Below are 20568 nucleotides of genomic sequence, written 5' to 3'. Positions count from 1 at the left end.
GTGGGAATGCCTCTAGGGACGCTCCGCGTCCAGTGACGCGGAGCGTCACGGGCCTGCATTCCCACGCAGAGCGTGGGAACGATCATGTCGCCAATAAAAATAATTAAGGACGAGAAATGCAACAGCCAGAAAAGGGATTGAAACGCGGGCTTTCTGCCCGACATATTCGCTTCATGGCGCTGGGGTCGGCTATCGGCACCGGGCTGTTCTACGGTTCTGCCTCGGCCATTCAAATGGCCGGGCCTGCGGTATTGCTCGCTTACCTGATCGGTGGCGCGGCGGTGTTCATGGTCATGCGCGCCCTCGGCGAGATGGCGGTGCATAACCCGGTGGCCGGCTCTTTCGGCCATTACGCCAGCACCTATCTGGGGCCGATGGCAGGCTTCATCCTCGGTTGGACCTATGCGTTCGAAATGGTCATCGTCGGTATGGCCGACGTCACCGCGTTCGGTATTTACATGGGCTTCTGGTTTCCGGAAGTCGCTCGCTGGATTTGGGTACTCGGCATCGTTTCGGTGGTCGGCGGCTTGAACCTGTGCAACGTCAAAGTCTTCGGTGAAATGGAATTCTGGTTGTCGCTGCTCAAGGTCGCGGCCATCGTTGCGATGATCCTGGGTGGCTTCGGCATCATGCTGTTCGGTATCAGCACCGCGCCCGGCGCCCAGGCGACCGACATCAGCAACCTCTGGAGCCATGGCGGCTTTATGCCCAACGGCGTAGGTGGCCTGGTCGCTTCGTTTGCCGTGGTGATGTTTGCGTTTGGCGGCATTGAAATCATCGGCGTAACGGCGGGTGAAGCCAAAGACCCGCAGCACGTGCTGCCCCGGGCGATCAATGCCGTACCGTTGCGTATCCTGCTGTTCTACGTGCTGACGATGTTTGTGCTGATGTCGATCTTTCCTTGGCAGCAGATTGGCAGCCAGGGCAGTCCATTCGTGCAGATTTTCGACAACCTCGGGATCAGTTCGGCGGCGACCATCCTCAATATTGTGGTGATCTCGGCGGCGGTGTCGGCCATCAACAGTGACATCTTCGGCGCGGGCCGGATGATGTACGGTCTGGCCCAGCAAGGGCATGCGCCCAAGGGCTTCGCCCGCCTGTCGGTCAATGGCGTGCCATGGATGACCGTGGTGGTGATGAGTGCCGCGCTGCTGCTGGGCGTGCTGCTGAACTACCTGATTCCGGAAAACGTGTTTCTGTTGATCGCCTCCATCGCAACCTTCGCCACGGTGTGGGTCTGGCTGATGATTCTGTTCACCCAGGTGGCGATGCGTCGTTCCATGAACGCCGAGCAGGTCGCACAACTGAAATTCCCGGTGCCGTTCTGGCCTTATGCGCCGATGGCGGCGATTGCTTTCATGCTGTTCATTTTCGGTGTGCTGGGCTATTTCCCGGATACCCAGGCGGCTCTGATCGTCGGCGTGGTCTGGATTGTATTGCTGGTGCTGGCGTACCTGACGTGGGTGAAACCGGCGGCAGGGAAGGCAGTACTGGTGGAGCGGGAACCTTCTTTTTCTCATCGATAACCTAACGGAGGCCAAGGATGAAAACTCTCTGGCAACACTGCCACGTCGCAACCATGGCGCAAGGCGTCTACTCGATTATCGAGGATGCGGCTATCGTGACGTCAGGTGCGCACATTGAGTGGATTGGTCCGCGCGGCGAACTGCCGTCAGGCGAGTACCCGGCAGTCAATGATCTTAAAGGGGCCTGGGTGACTCCGGGCCTGATCGACTGCCACACCCACACGGTGTTCGGCGGCAACCGCAGCGATGAATTCGAGCAACGTCTACAAGGCGTCAGCTACGCGGAAATCGCAGCGGCCGGTGGTGGCATCGCCAGCACCGTGCGCGCTACTCGCGCGGCGACTGAAGACGAGCTGTTCGCCAGCGCTGCCAAGCGTCTGAAGAGCCTGATGCGCGACGGCGTGACCACGGTCGAGATGAAGTCCGGCTACGGTCTGGACCTGGCCAGCGAACGCAAGATCCTGCGGGTCATCCGCCGTCTTGGCGCCGAGCTGCCGGTCAACGTGCGCAGCACTTGCCTGGCTGCCCACGCCTTGCCGCCGGAATACGTTGATCGCGCCGACGCTTACATCGATCACATCTGCAGCGAAATGCTTCCGGCCCTGGCGGCCGAAGGGCTGGTGGATGCGGTGGACGCTTTCTGCGAGTACCTGGCGTTTTCGCCGGAACAGGTCGAACGGGTTTTCGTCGCCGCGCAGAACCTCGGCTTGCCAGTGAAGCTGCATGCCGAGCAATTGTCGTCGCTGCACGGTTCGAGCCTGGCGGCGCGTTACCACGCATTGTCCGCCGATCATCTGGAATTCATGACCGAAGACGACGCCATCGCCATGGCCAAGTCCGGCACGGTCGCGGTATTGCTGCCCGGCGCGTTCTACTTCCTGCGGGAAACCCAATTGCCGCCGATGGAAGCCCTGCGCAAACACGGCGTAAAAATCGCCATCGCCAGCGACCTCAACCCGGGCACTTCGCCGGCGCTGTCGTTGCGCTTGATGCTGAACATGGCCTGCACCTGTTTCCGCATGACCCCGGAAGAAGCCCTGGCTGGCGCAACGATTCATGCCGCCACCGCGCTGGGCATGGCCGAGACTCACGGTTCGCTGGAAGCCGGCAAAGTCGCAGACTTCGTCGCCTGGCAGATTGATCGACCGGCCGACCTGTCGTACTGGCTGGGCGGCGACCTGGAAAAGCGCGTCGTGCGTCACGGCGTCGAAATAAGCGTTTAGGAGAGCAGTTGTGGATAAGGTTCTGAACTTCAAACAAGGCCGCGTGCCGCTGCTGATCAGCATGCCCCACGCCGGCCTGCGCCTGACCCCAGTGGTCGAAGCGGGATTGATTCCCGACGCGAAAAGCCTGCCGGACACTGATTGGCACATCCCCCGGCTTTACGAATTCGCCGCCGAGCTGGGCGCCAGCACCCTGGCGGCCGAGTACTCGCGGTTTGTCATCGACCTGAACCGACCGTCCGACGACAAGCCTTTGTACGTTGGCGCCACCACCGGTCTGTACCCGGCGACGCTGTTCGACGGTATTCCGTTGTTCCGCGAAGGGCTGGAGCCATCGGCCGCAGAGCGGGCGACTTATCTGGAGCAGATCTGGGCGCCGTATCACCGGACCTTGCAGGAAGAACTGGCGCGGCTGAAAGCCGAGTTCGGCTACGCACTGCTATTCGATGCGCACTCGATCCGCTCGATCATCCCGCACCTGTTCGACGGCAAGCTACCGGACTTCAACCTCGGCACCTTCAACGGCGCCAGTTGCGATCCACAGTTGGCCACTCAACTCGAAGCGATCTGCGCGAAGCACCTCGATTACAGCCATGTGCTGAACGGTCGCTTCAAGGGCGGGCACATCACCCGGCATTACGGTAACCCGGCCGAGAACATCCATGCGGTGCAACTGGAGTTGGGTCAGTGCACGTACATGGAAGAGTTCGAGCCATTCCGCTATCGCCCGGACCTGGCGGCGCCGACGCAAGTGGTGCTCAGGGAATTGCTGCAAGGGCTGCTGGCGTGGGGCGCAAAGCACTACAGCGCATAACCCTGTGGCGAGCGGGCCTTTGTGGCGAGGGAGCTTGCTCCCGCTCGGCGGCGAAGCCGTCGTAAACCTGGCTGGTCGGGCGTATCTGATAAAACTCGGTTGAATGGTTTGGGGGCTGCTTCGCAACCCAGCGGGAGCAAGCTCCCTCGCCACAGATTGGTGTTCGCCTTGATAACGCATCAGGACAGTCGCCACCGTGCAAAACACGGTCGCCACAGGGCGCTTTTACCCTCTCGACGCTGCGTAATGTTCTGGGCACGGTGCACGAAGACACCGGCCCTCACAATAATCTGCCGCACGAGACTCTCCCGATGAAAAGACTGTTCACCCGCTGTCTCTCAATCCTCTGCGGCACGGCTCTCCTGAGCACCAGCGTTTTCGCCAACGACCCCGCTTCCTGCAAGACCGTACGCATGGGCGTGGTCAACTGGACCGACGTCATCGCCACCAGCGGCATGGCTGACGTGTTGCTCAACGGCCTCGGCTACGAAAGCAAGCAAACCAGCGCCGTGCAGCAAATCATCTTCGCCGGCATCCGCGACAAACGCCTCGATATCTTCCTCGGTTACTGGAAACCGGCGATGGATAAAAACATCGCGCCGTTCGTGGCCGCCAATCAAGTGAAGGTCATGGACAAACCGAGCCTCTCGGATGCCCAGGCGACCCTTGCCGTGCCTGACTACGTTGCGGCGGCGGGCCTTAAAACCTTCGCCGACATCGCCAGATTCAAGGATCAGCTTGGCGGCAAGATCTACGGCATCGAACCGGGCAGCGGTGCTAACACCACGATCAAAACCATGATCGAGACCAATCAATTTGGCTTGAAGGATTTCAAGCTGATCGAGTCCGGTGAGGCCGGCATGCTTGCCGCCGTTCAGCGGGCGGTCAATCGCAAGGAGTTCGTGGTGTTCGTCGGCTGGACCCCGCATCCGATGAACATCAACATGAACATCGCCTACCTGACCGGCAGCGAAGACGTCTACGGACCGAACGAAGGTGCGGCGACCGTTTCCACCGTGACCGCGCCGGACTATGCCGAGCGCTGCCCGAACGTGAACCGCCTGCTGGAAAACCTGACCTTTACCGCGGCCCAGGAAAGCCAATTAATGGTGCCAATCATGGAGCGCAAGACGCCGCAGGATGTCGCCAGACAGTGGCTGCGTGATCATCCCGAAGATCTTCAGCGCTGGCTGGCAGGTGTCAGCAGTTTTGATGGCAAGGAGGGAGTAGCAACCGTTCAGGCCAGTTTGAAAAACTGACTGGTCGAGCGGGATCACTGTGGCGAGGGGGCGCAGAACCTGTGGGAGCGTGGCTCCGCGAAGAACGATGACGCGTAATACCTGAAAAACCGCGGTGCATTCTTCGCGGGCAAGCCACGCTCCCACAGGATTTGCGTCGTTCAAATTTTTTGATTTCCTCTATTTGGCTGGCTGCAGGCTCATGGCTCCTTATCCACTCTCTGAACACATGGCGGCTTTCGTCGAGAAAACCCTCAGTTTCAACAGCACCGACAGCAGCCTCACCGGCCTGCGTCAGGCCTACAGCGAGATGTGCCGGGCGTTTACCCCACCGTGTCCTGCGGGGCTTGAGGTGGTCGACTTCCAATTGGCAGGCGTGGCCGTACGCTCTTGGCAACCGCCGGTCCCGCCGTCGACCAACGGTTGGCCGTGCATCGTGTATCTGCACGGCGGCGGTTGGGTGGTGGGGGATCTGGATTCCCACGCCTTCATCTGCGCCGAACTGGCGTCAGTGCTCGGGGTGATGGTAATCGCCGTCGATTATCGGTTGGCGCCGGAGCGTCCGTTCCCGGCGGCGTTCGAGGACTGCCTGAGTGTCTGGCGCGCGCTGCGCGCGGGACCGTTTCAACTCGACCCTGCGCGGACCCTGGTGGCAGGCGACAGCGCTGGCGGCAATCTCGCCGCTGCGTTGTGCCTCGCTTTGCGCGATGCCAACGAGCCAATGCCATGCGCGCAAGTTCTGATCTATCCGGGACTGGGCGGCGATCACCGATTGCCGTCGCGAAGCGAATGCGCCGATGCACCATTGCTCAGCAGCAGCGATCTGGATTGTTATCACGCGTTGTATTTAGGCGGTACCCGACAACCGGGTGCCTATGCGATGCCCTTGCTCGCCGACGATTTCAGCGGTCTGCCACCGGCGTTGATCGCAGTGGCGCAGTTCGACCCGCTGCGCGATGACGGCGTGTTTTACGCCGAGCGACTCAACACAGCAGGCGTGAGCGCAACGCTTTATTGCGGGGAAGGGCTGGTTCACGGCTGTTTGCGGGCGCGGGGGCAGGTCGCCGAGGTCGACCGACTCTATGAAACCCTGCTCGGCTATTTGGCTGAGAAAACGAGCTGACAAACTCTGACGCTGCAAGGGGCATGCTCATTGAAGTAATTCGGGTTTATGATGCCGGACGGCAGAATAATAGAAGTCCCCCCAGGGATGACCTCGACCCCTTACGGAGCGCGCAATGCAGACTTTGTACCCGCAGATCAAACCCCACGCCCGGCACGATCTGGCTGTCGATAAAACCCACACGCTGTATGTCGACGAAAGCGGTTCGCCGGAAGGTTTGCCGGTGGTGTTCATCCACGGCGGCCCTGGCGCCGGATGTGATGCCCAGAGCCGCCGGTATTTCGATCCGAACCTGTATCGCATTGTCACCTTCGACCAGCGTGGTTGCGGTCGCTCCACGCCCCACGCCAGCCTGGAAAACAACACCACCTGGGATCTGGTCGCCGACCTCGAGCGGATTCGCAAGCACCTGGGCATCGACAAATGGGTGCTGTTCGGCGGCTCCTGGGGTTCGACCCTGGCCCTGGCCTACGCGCAAACCCATCCGGAACGCGTGCACGGTTTGATTCTGCGCGGGATTTTTCTCTGCCGTCCCCAGGAAATCGAGTGGTTCTACCAGTGTGGCGCCAGTCGCCTGTTTCCCGATTACTGGCAGGACTACATCGCCCCGATCCCGCAGGACGAACGCCACGACTTACTCTCGGCGTTCCACAAACGCCTGGTCGGCAACGATCAGATCGCCCAGATGCACGCGGCCAAAGCCTGGTCCATGTGGGAAGGCCGCACCGCCACCCTGCGGCCGAATCCGCTGGTGGTCGACCGCTTCTCCGAGCCTCAGCGTGCGTTGTCCATCGCCCGTATCGAGTGCCACTACTTCACCAACAATGCTTTCCTCGAGCCGAACCAACTGATTCGTGACATGGCCAAGATCGCCCACCTGCCTGGCGTTATCGTCCATGGTCGTTATGACGTGATCTGTCCGTTGGACAACGCCTGGGAATTGCATCAGGCCTGGCCGAACAGCGAATTGCAGGTGATTCGCGACGCCGGTCATGCAGCGTCCGAATCGGGTATCACCGATGCCTTGGTACGCGCCGCTGATCTGATGGCCCGTCGTATGCTCAACTTGTCGCCTGACGAAGCATGAAGGGCCTGCTGCAACGCGTGCGTGGCGCGCGAGTCGAGGTTGCGGGGGAGGTGGTTGGGGCGATAGATCAGGGGTTGCTGGTGCTGGTGGCGGTCGAGCCCGACGATACTCCGGCCAGCGCCGACAAACTTCTGCATAAACTGCTTAACTATCGAGTATTCAGTGACGCCGAGGGCAAGATGAATCTGTCCCTGGCGGACGTAGGCGGTGGGTTGCTGCTGGTCTCGCAGTTCACCCTGGCCGCCGACACCAAAAACGGGTTGCGCCCCAGTTTTTCGACCGCGGCACCTCCTGCTTTGGGTGAGGAGCTGTTCGACTATCTATTGGGTAAAGCGAAACAGGTGCATGGCACTGTGGCATCAGGTAGATTCGGCGCGGATATGCAGGTGCACCTGGTCAATGATGGCCCGGTAACCTTCCTGTTACAGACGTGAAAGCACTTGAAACATCTTTTTAAGGGCATTTCGACTGAAAACGGGGGCTTTTCCCGATAAATACTTGGTTCCCCCTGATGCGTTGTAACGCGGCCTGCTAGATAATCGCGCGCTACGGGGATCGGCGTTCGTTGGTCCGTTTTGACTTAGGTAGAGACTTGTCCGAGACCTGTTGGGGAATCATTTTGCCCCATAGGAGTCGGAACAATGCTCGCCAACTTGGCAAGAGTCGTTCGCAGGGTCGGTTTTTTTCCACCGCACACCGTGCTGGCACTTTAACTGGCCGTTGGTTTTTTGATCTGTTTTCGGCGAGGGTTGCTCGTGATTGTTAGTCCCTGTAATGCACCAAAATTGTCTGCCAAACGGTTTCGAAGCGCTCTGGTAGCAGGCTCTGCACTGCTCTGCCTGTTCAGCGCCGGCCAACTTTGGGCATTCAATCTGGATGACGTATCGGTCAAGGCAAAAGAGCTGGCCGGGCAAAAGTACGAAGCCCCGCGCAGTAACCTGCCGAATGAATTTCGCGAAATGAAATTCGCTGACTATCAAAAAATTCGGTTCCTCACGGAAAAAGCCGAATGGGCGAACCAGAAAACCCCCTTCAAGCTTTCGTTCTATCACCAGGGTATGCACTTCGATACGCCGGTGAAGATCAACGAAATCACGGCCAACACCGTCGAAGAGATCAAATACGACCCAAGTCGTTTCGATTTCGGCGACGTGAAGTTCGATCCTAAAGCCACTGAACAGCTGGGTTATGCCGGTTTCCGTGTGCTGTACCCGATCAACAAGGCCGACAAGCAAGACGAAATCATGACGATGCTTGGCGCGAGTTATTTCCGCGTCATCGGCAAGGGGCAAACCTACGGTCTGTCCGCTCGCGGCATGGCCATTGATACCGCGTTGCCATCCGGCGAAGAGTTCCCGCGCTTCACCGAGTTCTGGATTCAACAGCCGAAGCCGGGCGACAAGCACCTGGTGATCTTCGCCCTGCTGGATTCGCCGCGTGCCACCGGTGCCTATCGCCTGACCCTGCGTCCGGGCAGCGACACGGTCGTCGACGTCAAGGCCAGGATGTTCCTGCGTGACAAGGTCGCCAAACTCGGCGTTGCGCCGCTGACCAGCATGTTCCTGTTCGGCGCCAACCAGCCGTCGAAAGTGCTGAACTACCGTCGCGAACTGCACGATTCCAGCGGCCTGTCGATTCATGCTGGTAACGGCGAATGGATCTGGCGTCCACTGAACAATCCGAAACACCTGTCCGTGAGTAACTTCTCGATCGAGAACCCGCGCGGTTTCGGCTTGCTGCAACGTGGCCGTGACTTCAGTCACTACGAAGACCTCGATGACCGCTACGACAAGCGCCCAAGTGCCTGGATCGAACCGAAAGGCGATTGGGGCAAAGGCTCCGTCGATCTGGTAGAGATTCCTACCGCTGACGAAACCAACGACAATATTGTCGCTTTCTGGAGCCCGGAAAAACTGCCTGAGCCTGGCCAGTCCCTGGACGTTGCATACCGCATGCACTGGACCATCGACGAAGCCTCCCTGCATTCGCCGGACAGCGCCTGGGTTCAACAGACCCTGCGTTCCACGGGTGACGTCAAGCAGTCGAACCTGATTCGTCAGCCGGACGGCAGCGTGGCCTATCTGGTGGATTTCGAAGGCCCGTCCCTGCAAGTCCTGCCGGAAAATGCTGAAGTGCGTAGCCAGGTGAGTGTTGGTGACAACGCAGAACTGGTCGAGAACAGCGTCCGTTACAACCCTGAAACCAAGGGCTGGCGCCTGACCCTGCGGATGAAGATCAAGGATCCAAGCAAGTCCACCGAGATGCGCGCAGCACTGGTCAAGAACATCACGCCTGCCGAGGCGCTCAAGACCGCGGCACCAGCGTCCAGTTCTTCCGTTGCCAAGGCCGACAAGATCGCCGCCCGGCAGCAGGAGAAGAAGGACAAGGAAGCCAAGCAGGCTGAAACACAAGCCCAGCAAGTCAAGGATACAAAGGACAAGGACAACAAAGACGCCAAGCAGCCTGTCGCTGCCGAAGCGGCCCCAGCCACAACGGAATCGGCACCGACTGAACAAGTCCTGACCGAGACCTGGAGCTATCAGTTGCCCGCCGATGAGTAATTCACAAGTACAGCCACAAACGCTTGCCGAATATCTGGCGCATTTGCCGATGAGCGACGAGCAGCGCGCGGAACTCGCGGGCTGCAAGTCTTTCAGTGAACTGCACGAACGTCTTTCGTCCTCGACGTTCGACGCGCCGACCGAGGCTGCTCAAGCCTCGGTCGGCCGGCGCCTGACCCTGAACACCGCCGAAGAACTGGCGGACGCAGAAATGCTGGTGCTCGACGCCAGCGGTCGGGTTTGCCTCAAGGCAACCCCACCGATCCGTCGGACCAAAGTCGTGCCCGAGCCGTGGCGCACCAACATTCTGGTGCGTGGCTGGCGTCGGCTGACGGGGCGCACCAATCCGCCGGCCCCGCCGAAGGATGAGAACGTGCTGCCAGCGGCTCGCTGGCGCACCGTCGGTTCGATCCGACGCTACATTCTGCTGGTGCTGATGCTCGGTCAGACGATCGTCGCCGGTTGGTACATGAAAGGCATCATGCCGTACCAGGGTTGGTCGTTCGTCGATCTTGAAGAAGTCCTGCATCAACCTCTGACCCAAACCGCCACGCAGGTGCTGCCATATGCCTTGCAAACCAGCATTCTGATTATGTTCGGGATTCTGTTCTGCTGGGTTTCGGCTGGTTTCTGGACCGCGCTGATGGGCTTCCTTGAGTTGATCACCGGCCGTGACAAGTACCGCATTTCCGGCGCCAGCGCCGGTAACGAGCCGATCGCCAAAGACGCACGCACCGCACTGGTGATGCCGATCTGCAACGAAGACGTGCCGCGGGTGTTCGCCGGTTTGCGGGCGACCTTCGAGTCGGTTGCGGCCTCGGGTAATCTGGATCGCTTCGACTTTTTCGTGCTCAGCGACAGTAATGACGCCGACATCTGCGTTGCCGAGCAGCAGGCCTGGCTGGATGTCTGCCGTGAAGGCAAAGGCTTCGGCAAGATCTTCTATCGTCGCCGTCGCCGCCGCGTAAAACGTAAAAGTGGCAACCTCGACGACTTCTGCCGTCGTTGGGGCGGTGACTACAAGTACATGGTCGTACTCGACGCCGACAGCGTGATGAGCGGCGAATGCCTGAGCAGTCTGGTGCGCCTGATGGAAGCCACGCCGGACGCCGGGATCATCCAGACCGCGCCGCGTGCGTCGGGCATGGACACCCTTTATGCGCGTATGCAGCAGTTCGCCACGCGTGTGTACGGTCCGCTGTTCACTGCCGGTCTGCACTTCTGGCAGTTGGGCGAATCCCACTACTGGGGTCACAACGCGATTATCCGCATGAAGCCGTTCATCGAGCACTGCGCCCTGGCGCCGTTGCCCGGTAAAGGCGCGTTTGCCGGTGCGATTCTGTCCCACGACTTCGTCGAAGCTGCGCTGATGCGCCGTGCCGGCTGGGGCGTATGGATTGCCTACGACTTGCCGGGCAGCTACGAAGAACTGCCACCGAACCTGCTGGACGAACTCAAGCGTGATCGTCGCTGGTGCCACGGCAACCTGATGAACTTCCGGCTGTTCCTGGTCAAGGGCATGCACCCGGTGCACCGTGCGGTGTTCCTGACCGGCGTGATGTCGTACCTGTCTGCGCCGTTGTGGTTCTTGTTCCTGGTGTTGTCGACGGCCTTGCTGGCGGTCAACACGTTGATGGAGCCGCAATACTTCCTGGAACCGCGTCAGCTCTATCCACTGTGGCCACAATGGCAGCCGGACAAGGCGATTGCGCTGTTCTCGACGACCATCGTGCTGCTGTTCCTGCCGAAGTTGCTGAGCATCATCCTGATCTGGGCCAAGGGCGCGAAAGAGTTCGGTGGCAAGTTCAAGGTGACGCTGTCGATGCTGCTGGAGATGTTGTTCTCCATGCTGCTGGCGCCGGTGCGGATGATTTTCCACACCCGTTTCGTACTCGCCGCGTTCCTCGGCTGGGCCGCGACCTGGAACTCGCCACAACGTGACGATGACTCCACGCCATGGAGCGAAGCGGTAAAACGCCACGGTCCGCAAACCTTGCTGGGCTTCTTCTGGGCGCTGTTGGTGATCTGGCTGAACCCGAGCTTCCTCTGGTGGCTGGTGCCGATTGTCGGTTCGCTGATGCTGTCGATCCCGGTATCGGTGATCTCCAGCCGTGTCGGCCTGGGCCTCAAGTCCCGTGACGAAAGCCTGTTCCTGATCCCTGAGGAATACAATCCGCCACAGGCGTTGCTGGCGACCGATAAGTACACCCACGAAAACCGTTGGCATGCGCTGAACGACGGCTTCGTCCGGGCAGTGGTCGATCCACAACAGAACGCCTTGGCGTGCGCGCTGGCGACGTCCCGTCACCGTCAGGCAGAGCCGATCGAATGGCTGCGTATCGAGCGGGTTCGCCATGCGATGAAGGTCGGGCCTGCCGGGTTGACCAACGACGAGCGTGTGGCCCTGCTGAGCGATCCGGTGGCACTGGGTCGCTTGCATGAGCAAGTCTGGAACGAAGGTCATGCCGAGTGGCTACAAGCCTGGCGCACATCGGTGGATGCCGATCCCCATGCGCCGCTGCTGCCGCTCAAGCCTGTGAGCGTGCAGCCTCAGTTGGCCTAATGAAAAACCCCGCGAAAGCGGGGTTTTTTTTTGGCTGATGATCATTCCCACGCGCTGCCGGGAACGCCTCATACAGTTGATCTGACTGAACCCAACTTTGTGTTCGGCACAGATCCTGTGGGAGCGGGCTTGCCCGCGATTGCATCACCCCGGTTTCAAGCGAACCGGGATGCCCGCATCAGCTCAAACCTTGAACCGCCCCACCAGCATCTGCAAATGCGTCCCCAACCGCGCCAGTTCGACGCTGGAGGCCGCGGTCTCTTCACTGGCGGCCGAGGTCTGCTCGGACACATCACGCACGTTCAGCACGCTACGGTTGATCTCTTCGGCCACTGCGCTCTGTTGCTCGGCAGCGGCGGCGATCTGCTGGTTCATCGACTGGATCGCCGACACGGTGCGGGTGATGCTTTCCAGCGAGCTGCCGGCGCGACGGGTCAGTTCGACGCTGCTGTCGGTCAGGCTGCGGCTGTTGTCCATGATGGTCGCGACTTGCTGAGTGCCGGTTTGCAGGCCGACGATCAACTCTTCGATTTCTTCGGTGGACTTCTGGGTGCGCTGGGCCAGGCTGCGGACTTCGTCAGCGACCACCGCAAAACCGCGCCCGGCTTCACCGGCGCGGGCGGCTTCGATGGCGGCGTTGAGCGCCAACAGGTTGGTTTGCTGGGCCACGGACTTGATCACGTCGAGCACGCTGCCGATCTTGTCGCTTTCGCGCTTCAGATGCCCCATGGCTTCGGTGGAGTTACCGACTTCGGTAGCCAGGCGCTCGATCTGGGCGATGGCTTCGCCAACCACCCGGTCACCCTCGCGGGCCTGCTGGTCGGCGGCGACGGCAGCTTCGGATGCTTCCTCGGCGTTACGCGCGACTTCCTGCACCGTGGCGGTCATTTCGTGCATGGCGGTGGCCACCTGATCGGTCTCGACCTTCTGGCTGTTGACCCCGGCGCTGGTCTGCTCAGTGACGGCGGACAGCTCTTCAGCGGCGCTGGCGATTTGGGTCACGCCATCGCTGATGCCACCGATCAGATCTCGCAGGCCCAGGGTCATGCTCTGCATGGCGCGCTGTAACTGACCCAGTTCGTCCCGGCGTTCGGACGTCAGGTTGTGAGTCAGGTCGCCCGCGGCGACACGCTCGGCCACTTTGAGGGTCTGGCTCAGCGGAATGACGATCTGGCGAGTGATGGCCCAAGCCGCGAACAAGCCAAAGGCCGACGCGAGGACGGTGGCCATCAGCAACAAGTTTTTGGCGTGTGCCGCATCGGTGTCACGCACGACGGTTTGCGAGACTGTGAGCTTTTTGCTGAGGTCGAGCAGAATGTCGCCTTGCGTGCTCATGCGTTTGAGGGCGGCAGCGCTGGCGACCTGGGAGTCGCGGAACTGGCTGACAGCCGCGCGATAGGCTTTGAGTGAGTCGGTCGCCTGTTGCAGGTTATCGATGTGTTGTTCCGGCAGTTGAGACGGCAGGCTTTCGAGGTTTTTCAGAGCGTTGCCAATGGCGTCCAGCGCAGGCTGCTCGGCCTCGGGTTTGCCGCTGTAGGTATAGCCGCGGACCTGGAAACGCGCTTGCTGGATCAGCTTGCTCAGGTCGATCACGCTGTTGAACTGAGCGACGCTGTCGCCTTGCAACAAGGAATTTTCGACTTCGGCGACACGGGCCACGGCGTTATCGGCGGTGGCGCCCAGTTTGCTGCGAGCATTTTCGCGGGTAGCGGTGGCCTGAGTCATATCAGCGAAGGCGCGTTTGTATTCGCTGACCGCGGCCAATTGTTGGTCGATCATTGCCACGTCGGCAGGCTGTTCGATCAGCGTGCGGGCGGTTTTCAGGCCGGTTTCGAGTTGGCCGATCAGCTCGTTGACAGCGCCCGGGCCTTGTTCGCCACGGCGCATGTCGTAATCCATGCGGGCGAGGCGCAGGTCTTTGGTCAGCTCATTGAGGCTGGAAATAAACCCAAGCGTATCGCCACGGCTGATCACACCGCTCAGACCGGTCCAGCCGGTGAAGGTGATCAACAAGGTCAGAAGCAGCACCAGACCGAAGCCGATACCTAGTTTGCGATTGACGCTTACGTTTCCCAGTTTCTCGGCTAGCCAACGGTACATGCTGCAACTCCCTCGGACCATTAATCGGTTTTATGGGAACTGTATCGGCCGGCTGGCAGGGATCTGTAGGCGAGTAAACACTTGTGGCGAGGGAGCTTGCTCCCGCTTGGGCGCGAAGCGGCCACCGCTTTTTACCAGCAAGACCGCATTCACCGGTTTTACGACTGCTTCGCAGCCGAGCGGGAGCAAGCTCCCTCGCCACAGGGTAAGTGTCTGGGGTTAGAAGAGGCGTGCCAGCAGCGCAGTGACCGCGGTTTCGACTCGCAGGATGCGGTCGCCAAGTTGCACCGGTTGCAGGCCGGCCTTGCCCAGCAAATCGATTTCGTAGGGAATCCAGCCGCCTTCGGGGCCGATGGCCAGGGTCACGGGTTCGTTCAGGCCACGAGGGCAGGGCGGGTAGTTACCGGGATGGCCGACCAGACCGAGGGTGCCTTCGGTAATGGCCGGCAAACGATCTTCGACAAAGGGCTTGAAGCGCTTCTCGATGACGACTTCCGGCAGCACGCTGTCGCGAGCCTGTTCAAGACCCAGGATCAACTGCTCGCGAATCGCCTCGGGTTCCAGGAATGGGGTTTGCCAGAAGCTCTTCTCAACGCGATAGCTGTTCACCAGCACGATGCGCGGCACACCCATGGCGGCCACGGTCTGAAACACCCGACGGAGCATTTTCGGTCGCGGCAGCGCCAGCACCAAAGTCAGTGGCAGCTTGGCCGGTGGCGGCTGGTCGAGGGTGACGCGCAACTCGGCTTCATCGGCGTCCAGGCGCAGCAACTCGGCCGAGCCCATCAGGCCGCCGATACGCCCGACCCGCAGGCTGTCGCCCACCACCGAGCGGTGGACTTCCTGCATATGAGTCAACCGGCGATCGCGCAGAATCGCCCGGTCGGCCGCAATGAAGTCGGCCTCTTCGAGGAGCAGCAGGTTCACGCTTGAGTCGCTGGCGGCTGGTCGTTGTGATCGTCAGCCGGCTGATCGTCCGGGTGTTCGCCGCGCTTGCTGATCAGGCTACCGAACAGGATGCCGATCTCGAACAGCAGCCACATCGGTACGGCCAACAGCGTCTGCGAGAAGATGTCCGGTGGCGTCAGAATCATGCCGACCACGAAGCAGCCAATGATCACGTACGGGCGGATTTTCTTCAGGTAGGCGACGTTGACCACGCCGATCCACACCAGCAGCACCACAGCCACCGGAATCTCGAACGCCACGCCGAAGGCGAAGAACAGCGTCATGACGAAATCGAGGTAGCTGCTGATGTCGGTCATCATTTCCACGCCGGCCGGGGTGGCGGCGGCGAAGAACTTGAAGATCAGCGGGAACACCAGGTAATAGGCGAACGCCATGCCGGTATAGAACAGCATGATGCTCGATACCAGCAAGGGCACGGCGATGCGCTTCTCATGCTTGTACAGGCCCGGTGCGATGAAGCCCCAGATCTGATGCAGAATCACCGGGATCGCCAGGAACAGCGAGACCATCATGGTCAGTTTCAGCGGCGTCAGGAATGGCGAGGACACGTCGGTGGCGATCATTGTCGCACCGGCCGGCAGGTACTGACGCAGCGGCGTGGAGACGAAGGTGTAGATCTGCTGGGTGAAGGCGAACAACCCGGCGAAGATGATGAAGATCGCCGCTACGCAACGCAGCAGGCGAGTGCGCAACTCGGTGAGGTGCGAAACCAGCGGCATGTGCTGGTCGTTTTCGGGGAGATCGCTCATGGGGCTCGCGGCGGCAAAGTGGTGTCGTGAGGCGCCGGTGTTGTCGGCGCGGCGGCAGGAGCAACAGGTTCTACTGGAGTTGCAGGTGCAGGTGCAGGTGCAGGTTCAGCGGCTGCAGCCACCGGCATAGCCTCAGCCGCTGGCGCATGAATCGTCTGCGTCGCGACAGGTTCCACCAGCGTCGGCTCCTGCTGAGTTGGCGTGAAAATCTTCCGCGCCTCCTGCTCCAGGGACAGAATGTGCTCGTTGTGCAGTTGCCGGCGAATCTCGTCGGCACCGATTTCACGTTCAACTTCTTGTTTGATCGCGTTGAAGCTGCGCTTCAGCCGCCCAACCCACAGGCCGGCGGTGCGCGCAGCGCCCGGCAGACGCTCGGGGCCCAGCACCAACAGGGCGACGAGGCCGACAAGCAGCAATTCAGAGAAGCTGATACCAAACATTAGTCAGTGCTCACGAGTCTTTGCGGATCGGCTCTTCGACTTTTTGCGCCTGCACGTCGATGGTGTGCGGCGGGTTCACGGACTGTGTGGTCTGTGGCTGAACAGGTGGAACCGGTTGGGCCGGGGTCGCTGTCGGGTCAGCCGGTTTCTCGTCGTCGTTCATGGCTTTACGAAAGCCCTTGATCGACTCGCCCACGTCAGTGCCGAGGTTTTTCAGTTTCTTGGTGCCGAACACCAGCACCACGACAACCAGGATGACGACCCAGTGTTTCCAGTCAAAAATGCCCATGTTGCGTTCCTCTCTAAATAGTTGTTCAGGCGGACGGGCGAGAGGCTTTCTCGGCATGTCCGGACAGACCGAAGCGACGGTCCAGTTCATCGAGCACAGCCTGTGGATGCTGCCCCAGCTGGGCGAGCATGACCATGCTGTGGAACCACAAATCGGCGGTCTCGTAGATCACATCGCTGCAGTCACCGCTGATGGCGGCATCCTTGGCGGCAATGATGGTTTCGACCGACTCTTCGCCGACTTTTTCCAGAATCTTGTTCAAGCCCTTGTGGTACAGGCTGGCGACATACGAGCTATCGGCGGCGGCGCCTTTGCGCTCTTCCAGCACCTGGGCCAGACGGGTCAAAGTGTCACTCATGTTTGTGTCCTGCGGAATAGATAGCGTGCGGGTCTTTCAGCACCGGGTCGACGGTTTTCCAGTCGCCGTTCTCGAAGACGCGGTAGAAGCAGCTCTGACGGCCGGTATGGCAGGCGATGTCGCCGATCTGCTCAACCATCAGGATGATCACGTCAGCGTCACAGTCCAGGCGCATCTCATGCAGGGTTTGCACGTGGCCGGACTCTTCGCCCTTGCGCCACAGCTTGCCACGGGAACGTGACCAGTAAATGGCACGGTTCTCGGCGGCGGTCAATTCCAGTGCTTCGCGGTTCATCCAGGCCATCATCAGGACGCGTCCGGTCTTGTGATCCTGGGCAATCGCCGGCACCAGGCCATCGGCGTCCCACTTGATCTCGTCCAGCCAGTTTTTCATCTTCGACTCCAGCGGGCTCTACTTCAATAGTTGAGGCCAATGTTCAAATTCAGCGTTCAAACAGTGTGCCAGCCGATCATCCAACTGGCTATCGGCGAACGACCAGATACAAGCCGACCGCCACCATGATTCCGGCGGGCCAATGCCCCAATTCGTTCAGTGGGCCACCGGCTGCGAGTATCGTGCCACCCGCCAGGTGAGCGGTGCCGAGCAACCGCAGGAACCAGTCGTCCTTGCGCTTGTGCCAAGGGGGTGGCGGGTCATTGGCGTGGGGCTGGGACATGCGCTCGAGCAGGTCGCGGGCCATGTTGGCCAGATGCGGGATCTGCTCGAACTGGCTCTGCACGTTGCCTAACAAGGCTTTGGGGCTGACGCGCTCGCGCATCCAGCGTTCGAGGAACGGCTGGGCGGTGTTCCACAGATCGAGGTCCGGGTACAGCTGACGGCCCAGGCCTTCGATGTTCAACAGGGTTTTTTGCAGCAAGACCAATTGCGGCTGCACTTCCATGTTGAAGCGTCGAGCGGTCTGGAACAGGCGCATCAGCACCTGGCCGAAGGAAATATCTTTTAACGGTTTTTCGAAGATCGGCTCGCACACGGTACGGATCGCTGCTTCGAACTCGTTGAGTTTGGTTTCCGCCGGCACCCAGCCCGAATCGATGTGCAACTGCGCGACACGCCGGTAATCACGCTTGAAGAACGCGAACAGGTTGCGCGCCAGATAGTCCTGGTCTTCCGGGGTCAGGCTGCCGACGATGCCGCAGTCGATCGCGATGTACTGCGGGCTCCACGGTTGCACGGTACTGACGAAGATGTTGCCGGGGTGCATGTCGGCGTGGAAGAAGCTGTCGCGGAACACCTGGGTGAAGAAAATCTCCACACCACGCTCGGCGAGCATTTTCATGTCGGTGCGCTGGTCGGCCAGGGTCGCGAGGTCGGTGACCTGAATCCCGTAGATGCGCTCCATCACCAGCACTTTCGGCCGGCACCAGTCCCAATAGACTTGCGGCACATAGAGCAGCGGCGAACCTTCGAAATTGCGCTTCAGCTGGCTGGCGTTAGCCGCCTCGCGCAGCAGGTCGAGTTCGTCGTAGATGGTTTTTTCGTAGTCGCTGACCACGTCCACCGGGTGTAGCAAGCGAGCGTCGGCCGAGAGTTTTTCCGCGGCGCGGGCAAGAATGAACAGCCACGCCAGGTCCTGGGCAATGATCGGTTTGAGGCCCGGGCGGATCACCTTGACCACTACTTCTTCACCGGTTTTCAGCTGCGCGGCATGCACTTGCGCCACCGAGGCCGAGGCCAGTGGCTCGACGTCGAAACGGCTGAAGACTTCACTGATTTTTTTGCCAAGCTGCTCTTCGATCAGCCGGACCGACACTTGCGAGTCGAATGGCGGCACGCGGTCCTGCAGTTTCATCAGTTCATCGGCGATGTCTTCGGGCAGCAGGTCGCGGCGCGTCGAAAGGATCTGGCCAAACTTGATGAAAATCGGCCCCAGGTCCTGCAACGCCAGGCGCAGTCGCGCACCACGGCTCAGGTCCAGCGTCTTGCGCGGAAACCAGCGCCACGGCAAGGCGTAGCGCAGCGCCAGCAGAAACCAGGGCAGTGGCAGGGCGAACAGCAAGTCATCGAGGCGGTAGCGAATCACAACGCGCTGGATGCGCAACAAACGGCGGACGGCAAGCAGCTTCATGCGTTATCGCTTGGGTCGAGGGATCGGAAAAGGCGCTCGAAACGCGCCTCGAGACGTTCCAGATCGAGCTTGATCTGGTCCAGTTCATTAAAACGGGCGTCAGCTTCGCGCTGACCGACGAGGGCGCGCGATTCTTCGGCCAGGTATTCGCCCAGGTTCTGATTCAGGCTGGCGAACCCTTGCTGATACCAGCGTGCGCGACTGCGCAGGTGACCGCCGACCAGTTGCGTGGCCACAGGTCCCAGCCAGCGCGAGAGTTCGTACTCCCAGTCCAGTTCGAGGTCCTGAAGGATCGTCGCCAGTTCCAGCAGCACGCCGCTGTCGCCGTCGAGTTCGACTTCCGGGGCATGCAGAACCGAAGTCTTGTCCTTGCTCGTCGCCAGTTTCAGCAGGCTTGAGGCCGGTGCGCGCAAGGTGCAATCGGCACCGCTTTCCCACTGGGAGGCGAGCATCAGGCCTTCATCGCTGGGCAGGATGAACACTTGCAGCGCCGGGCTGCGGCAGTCGACGGCAATCACCTTGCCACTCAAATGCGCCAGCCGCGGCAGCGCTGTGCTGTCGAGACGCAGCACCCGGTTCAAACCGAGTTCAACGCTGGCGAGCAGGCCGGCCAGCAACATCAGGGCTTGATGCCGCGGTGCAGGGCGACGATGCCTGCGGTCATGTTGTGGTACGTCACGCGGTCGAAACCGGCTTCGACCATCATCGACTTCAGGGTTTCCTGGTTCGGGTGCATGCGGATCGATTCGGCCAGGTAGCGATAGCTTTCCGAATCATTGGTGATCAGCTTGCCCATCAACGGCATGAAGGCGAACGAATAGGCGTCGTAGGCCTTGGACATCAGCGCGTTGGTCGGCTTGGAGAATTCCAGTACCAGCAAACGGCCGCCCGGTTTCAGCACGCGCAGCATCGAGCGCAGGGCGTCTTCTTTATGCGTCACGTTGCGCAGGCCGAAGGCGATGGTCACGCAATCGAAATGGTTGTCCGGGAACGGCAGCTTTTCAGCGTCGGCCTGGACGAATTCGACGTTGCCGGACACACCCAGATCCAGCAGGCGGTCACGACCGACCTTGAGCATGGATTCGTTGATGTCGGCCAACACTACCTGGCCAGTCGGTCCCACAAGATGCGAGAACTTGCGGGTCAGGTCGCCAGTGCCGCCGGCGATGTCCAGCACGCGGTTACCGGTGCGCACGCCCGACAATTCGATCGCGAAACGCTTCCACAGACGGTGCATGCCGCCCGACAGGAGGTCGTTCATCAGGTCGTACTTGGCGGCTACCGAGTGGAAAACCTCAGCGACTTTTTCCGCTTTCTGGCTTTCCGGAACGTTTTTGAAGCCGAAGTGAGTGGTGGGTTCGGCATCGCTGCCTTTGCGCTGATCAGTCATATCGCTGTCACCAAAAGAGAATGCGGGACATTCTAATCCCGGTGGCCTGCT

General features: G+C 60.5%; 19 protein-coding genes. 9 read left to right on the top strand and 10 right to left on the bottom strand.

Annotation, left to right across the window (positions count from 1 at the left end; genetic code table 11):
- The first annotated feature begins 116 nt into the window (after nt 1-116).
- The 9 genes from JFU11_RS17165 to mdoH all read left to right on the top strand — a co-directional run bounded on the left by JFU11_RS17165 (nt 117) and on the right by mdoH (nt 12135).
- Complete coding sequence (locus JFU11_RS17165) at nt 117-1526, top strand: amino acid permease (protein ID WP_201061469.1); 1410 nt, start codon at nt 117-119, stop codon at nt 1524-1526.
- 17 nt (nt 1527-1543) lie between these two features.
- Nucleotides 1544-2749 carry an imidazolonepropionase gene (hutI, locus tag JFU11_RS17160; RefSeq protein ID WP_201061467.1) on the top strand — a complete coding sequence of 402 codons (1206 nt, stop codon included), beginning with the start codon at nt 1544-1546 and terminating at the stop codon, nt 2747-2749.
- 10 nt (nt 2750-2759) lie between these two features.
- Nucleotides 2760-3563, top strand: coding sequence for an N-formylglutamate deformylase (gene hutG, locus JFU11_RS17155; RefSeq protein ID WP_201121334.1), 804 nt, complete (start codon nt 2760-2762; stop codon nt 3561-3563).
- Between the two features lie 311 nt (nt 3564-3874).
- The gene (locus JFU11_RS17150; protein ID WP_123721599.1) at nt 3875-4822 is read left to right on the top strand and encodes a choline ABC transporter substrate-binding protein; all 948 of its coding nucleotides are present in this window, start codon (nt 3875-3877) and stop codon (nt 4820-4822) included.
- A gap of 181 nt (nt 4823-5003) precedes the next feature.
- On the top strand, nt 5004-5924 hold the full coding sequence (locus JFU11_RS17145) for an alpha/beta hydrolase (RefSeq protein WP_201061465.1): 921 nt from the start codon (nt 5004-5006) through the stop codon (nt 5922-5924).
- A gap of 115 nt (nt 5925-6039) precedes the next feature.
- Nucleotides 6040-7011: a prolyl aminopeptidase gene (gene pip, locus JFU11_RS17140; protein WP_048396065.1), complete on the top strand. Its 972-nt coding sequence runs from the start codon at nt 6040-6042 to the stop codon at nt 7009-7011.
- Nucleotides 7008-7445, top strand: a complete 438-nt coding sequence (dtd, locus tag JFU11_RS17135) for a D-aminoacyl-tRNA deacylase (protein ID WP_123361149.1) — start codon at nt 7008-7010, stop codon at nt 7443-7445. The genes pip and dtd overlap by 4 nt, the downstream gene beginning before the upstream one ends.
- 321 nt (nt 7446-7766) lie before the next feature.
- Nucleotides 7767-9572 carry a glucan biosynthesis protein G gene (locus JFU11_RS17130; protein WP_201121333.1) on the top strand — a complete coding sequence of 602 codons (1806 nt, stop codon included), beginning with the start codon at nt 7767-7769 and terminating at the stop codon, nt 9570-9572.
- Entirely contained in the window at nt 9565-12135 is a 2571-nt protein-coding gene (gene mdoH, locus JFU11_RS17125; protein WP_201061463.1) for a glucans biosynthesis glucosyltransferase MdoH, read from the top strand. Before JFU11_RS17130 ends, mdoH begins: the two co-directional genes overlap by 8 nt.
- Before the next feature lie 183 nt (nt 12136-12318).
- Here mdoH and JFU11_RS17120 read toward each other — a convergent pair whose 3' ends face one another.
- The 10 genes from JFU11_RS17120 to ubiE form a co-directional block, all read right to left on the bottom strand.
- Nucleotides 12319-14235, bottom strand: a complete 1917-nt coding sequence (locus JFU11_RS17120) for a methyl-accepting chemotaxis protein (RefSeq protein ID WP_123721596.1) — start codon at nt 14233-14235, stop codon at nt 12319-12321.
- A gap of 219 nt (nt 14236-14454) precedes the next feature.
- A complete protein-coding gene (locus JFU11_RS17115; protein WP_201061461.1) occupies nt 14455-15162 on the bottom strand; it encodes a 16S rRNA (uracil(1498)-N(3))-methyltransferase in 708 nt (235 codons plus the stop codon).
- Nucleotides 15159-15953, bottom strand: a complete 795-nt coding sequence (gene tatC, locus JFU11_RS17110; protein WP_123721594.1) for a twin-arginine translocase subunit TatC — start codon at nt 15951-15953, stop codon at nt 15159-15161. The genes JFU11_RS17115 and tatC overlap by 4 nt, the downstream gene beginning before the upstream one ends.
- Nucleotides 15950-16393 carry a Sec-independent protein translocase protein TatB gene (tatB, locus tag JFU11_RS17105; RefSeq protein WP_201061459.1) on the bottom strand — a complete coding sequence of 148 codons (444 nt, stop codon included), beginning with the start codon at nt 16391-16393 and terminating at the stop codon, nt 15950-15952. Before tatB ends, tatC begins: the two co-directional genes overlap by 4 nt.
- A 10-nt stretch (nt 16394-16403) precedes the next feature.
- Nucleotides 16404-16682 (bottom strand): twin-arginine translocase TatA/TatE family subunit, encoded by a 279-nt coding sequence (locus tag JFU11_RS17100; RefSeq protein WP_123721592.1) that lies wholly within the window; start codon nt 16680-16682, stop codon nt 16404-16406.
- 25 nt (nt 16683-16707) lie between these two features.
- Nucleotides 16708-17040 carry a phosphoribosyl-ATP diphosphatase gene (locus JFU11_RS17095; protein ID WP_007899279.1) on the bottom strand — a complete coding sequence of 111 codons (333 nt, stop codon included), beginning with the start codon at nt 17038-17040 and terminating at the stop codon, nt 16708-16710.
- Nucleotides 17033-17434: a phosphoribosyl-AMP cyclohydrolase gene (gene hisI, locus JFU11_RS17090; RefSeq protein WP_007909357.1), complete on the bottom strand. Its 402-nt coding sequence runs from the start codon at nt 17432-17434 to the stop codon at nt 17033-17035. The genes JFU11_RS17095 and hisI overlap by 8 nt, the downstream gene beginning before the upstream one ends.
- Before the next feature lie 88 nt (nt 17435-17522).
- Nucleotides 17523-19127: a ubiquinone biosynthesis regulatory protein kinase UbiB gene (gene ubiB / locus JFU11_RS17085; RefSeq protein WP_123499973.1), complete on the bottom strand. Its 1605-nt coding sequence runs from the start codon at nt 19125-19127 to the stop codon at nt 17523-17525.
- Nucleotides 19124-19747 (bottom strand): SCP2 domain-containing protein, encoded by a 624-nt coding sequence (locus JFU11_RS17080; protein ID WP_050683117.1) that lies wholly within the window; start codon nt 19745-19747, stop codon nt 19124-19126. The genes ubiB and JFU11_RS17080 overlap by 4 nt, the downstream gene beginning before the upstream one ends.
- The gene (ubiE, locus tag JFU11_RS17075) at nt 19747-20517 is read right to left on the bottom strand and encodes a bifunctional demethylmenaquinone methyltransferase/2-methoxy-6-polyprenyl-1,4-benzoquinol methylase UbiE (protein ID WP_008005057.1); all 771 of its coding nucleotides are present in this window, start codon (nt 20515-20517) and stop codon (nt 19747-19749) included. Before ubiE ends, JFU11_RS17080 begins: the two co-directional genes overlap by 1 nt.
- Nucleotides 20518-20568: the final 51 nt, after the last annotated feature.

The sequence above is a fragment of the Pseudomonas sp. TH37 genome, from assembly GCF_016650735.1.
In the GTDB taxonomy this organism is placed as follows: domain Bacteria; phylum Pseudomonadota; class Gammaproteobacteria; order Pseudomonadales; family Pseudomonadaceae; genus Aquipseudomonas; species Aquipseudomonas farris.
Note: the sequence above shows the minus strand (reverse complement) of the source record. Positions and strands in the feature narration are given on the sequence as shown.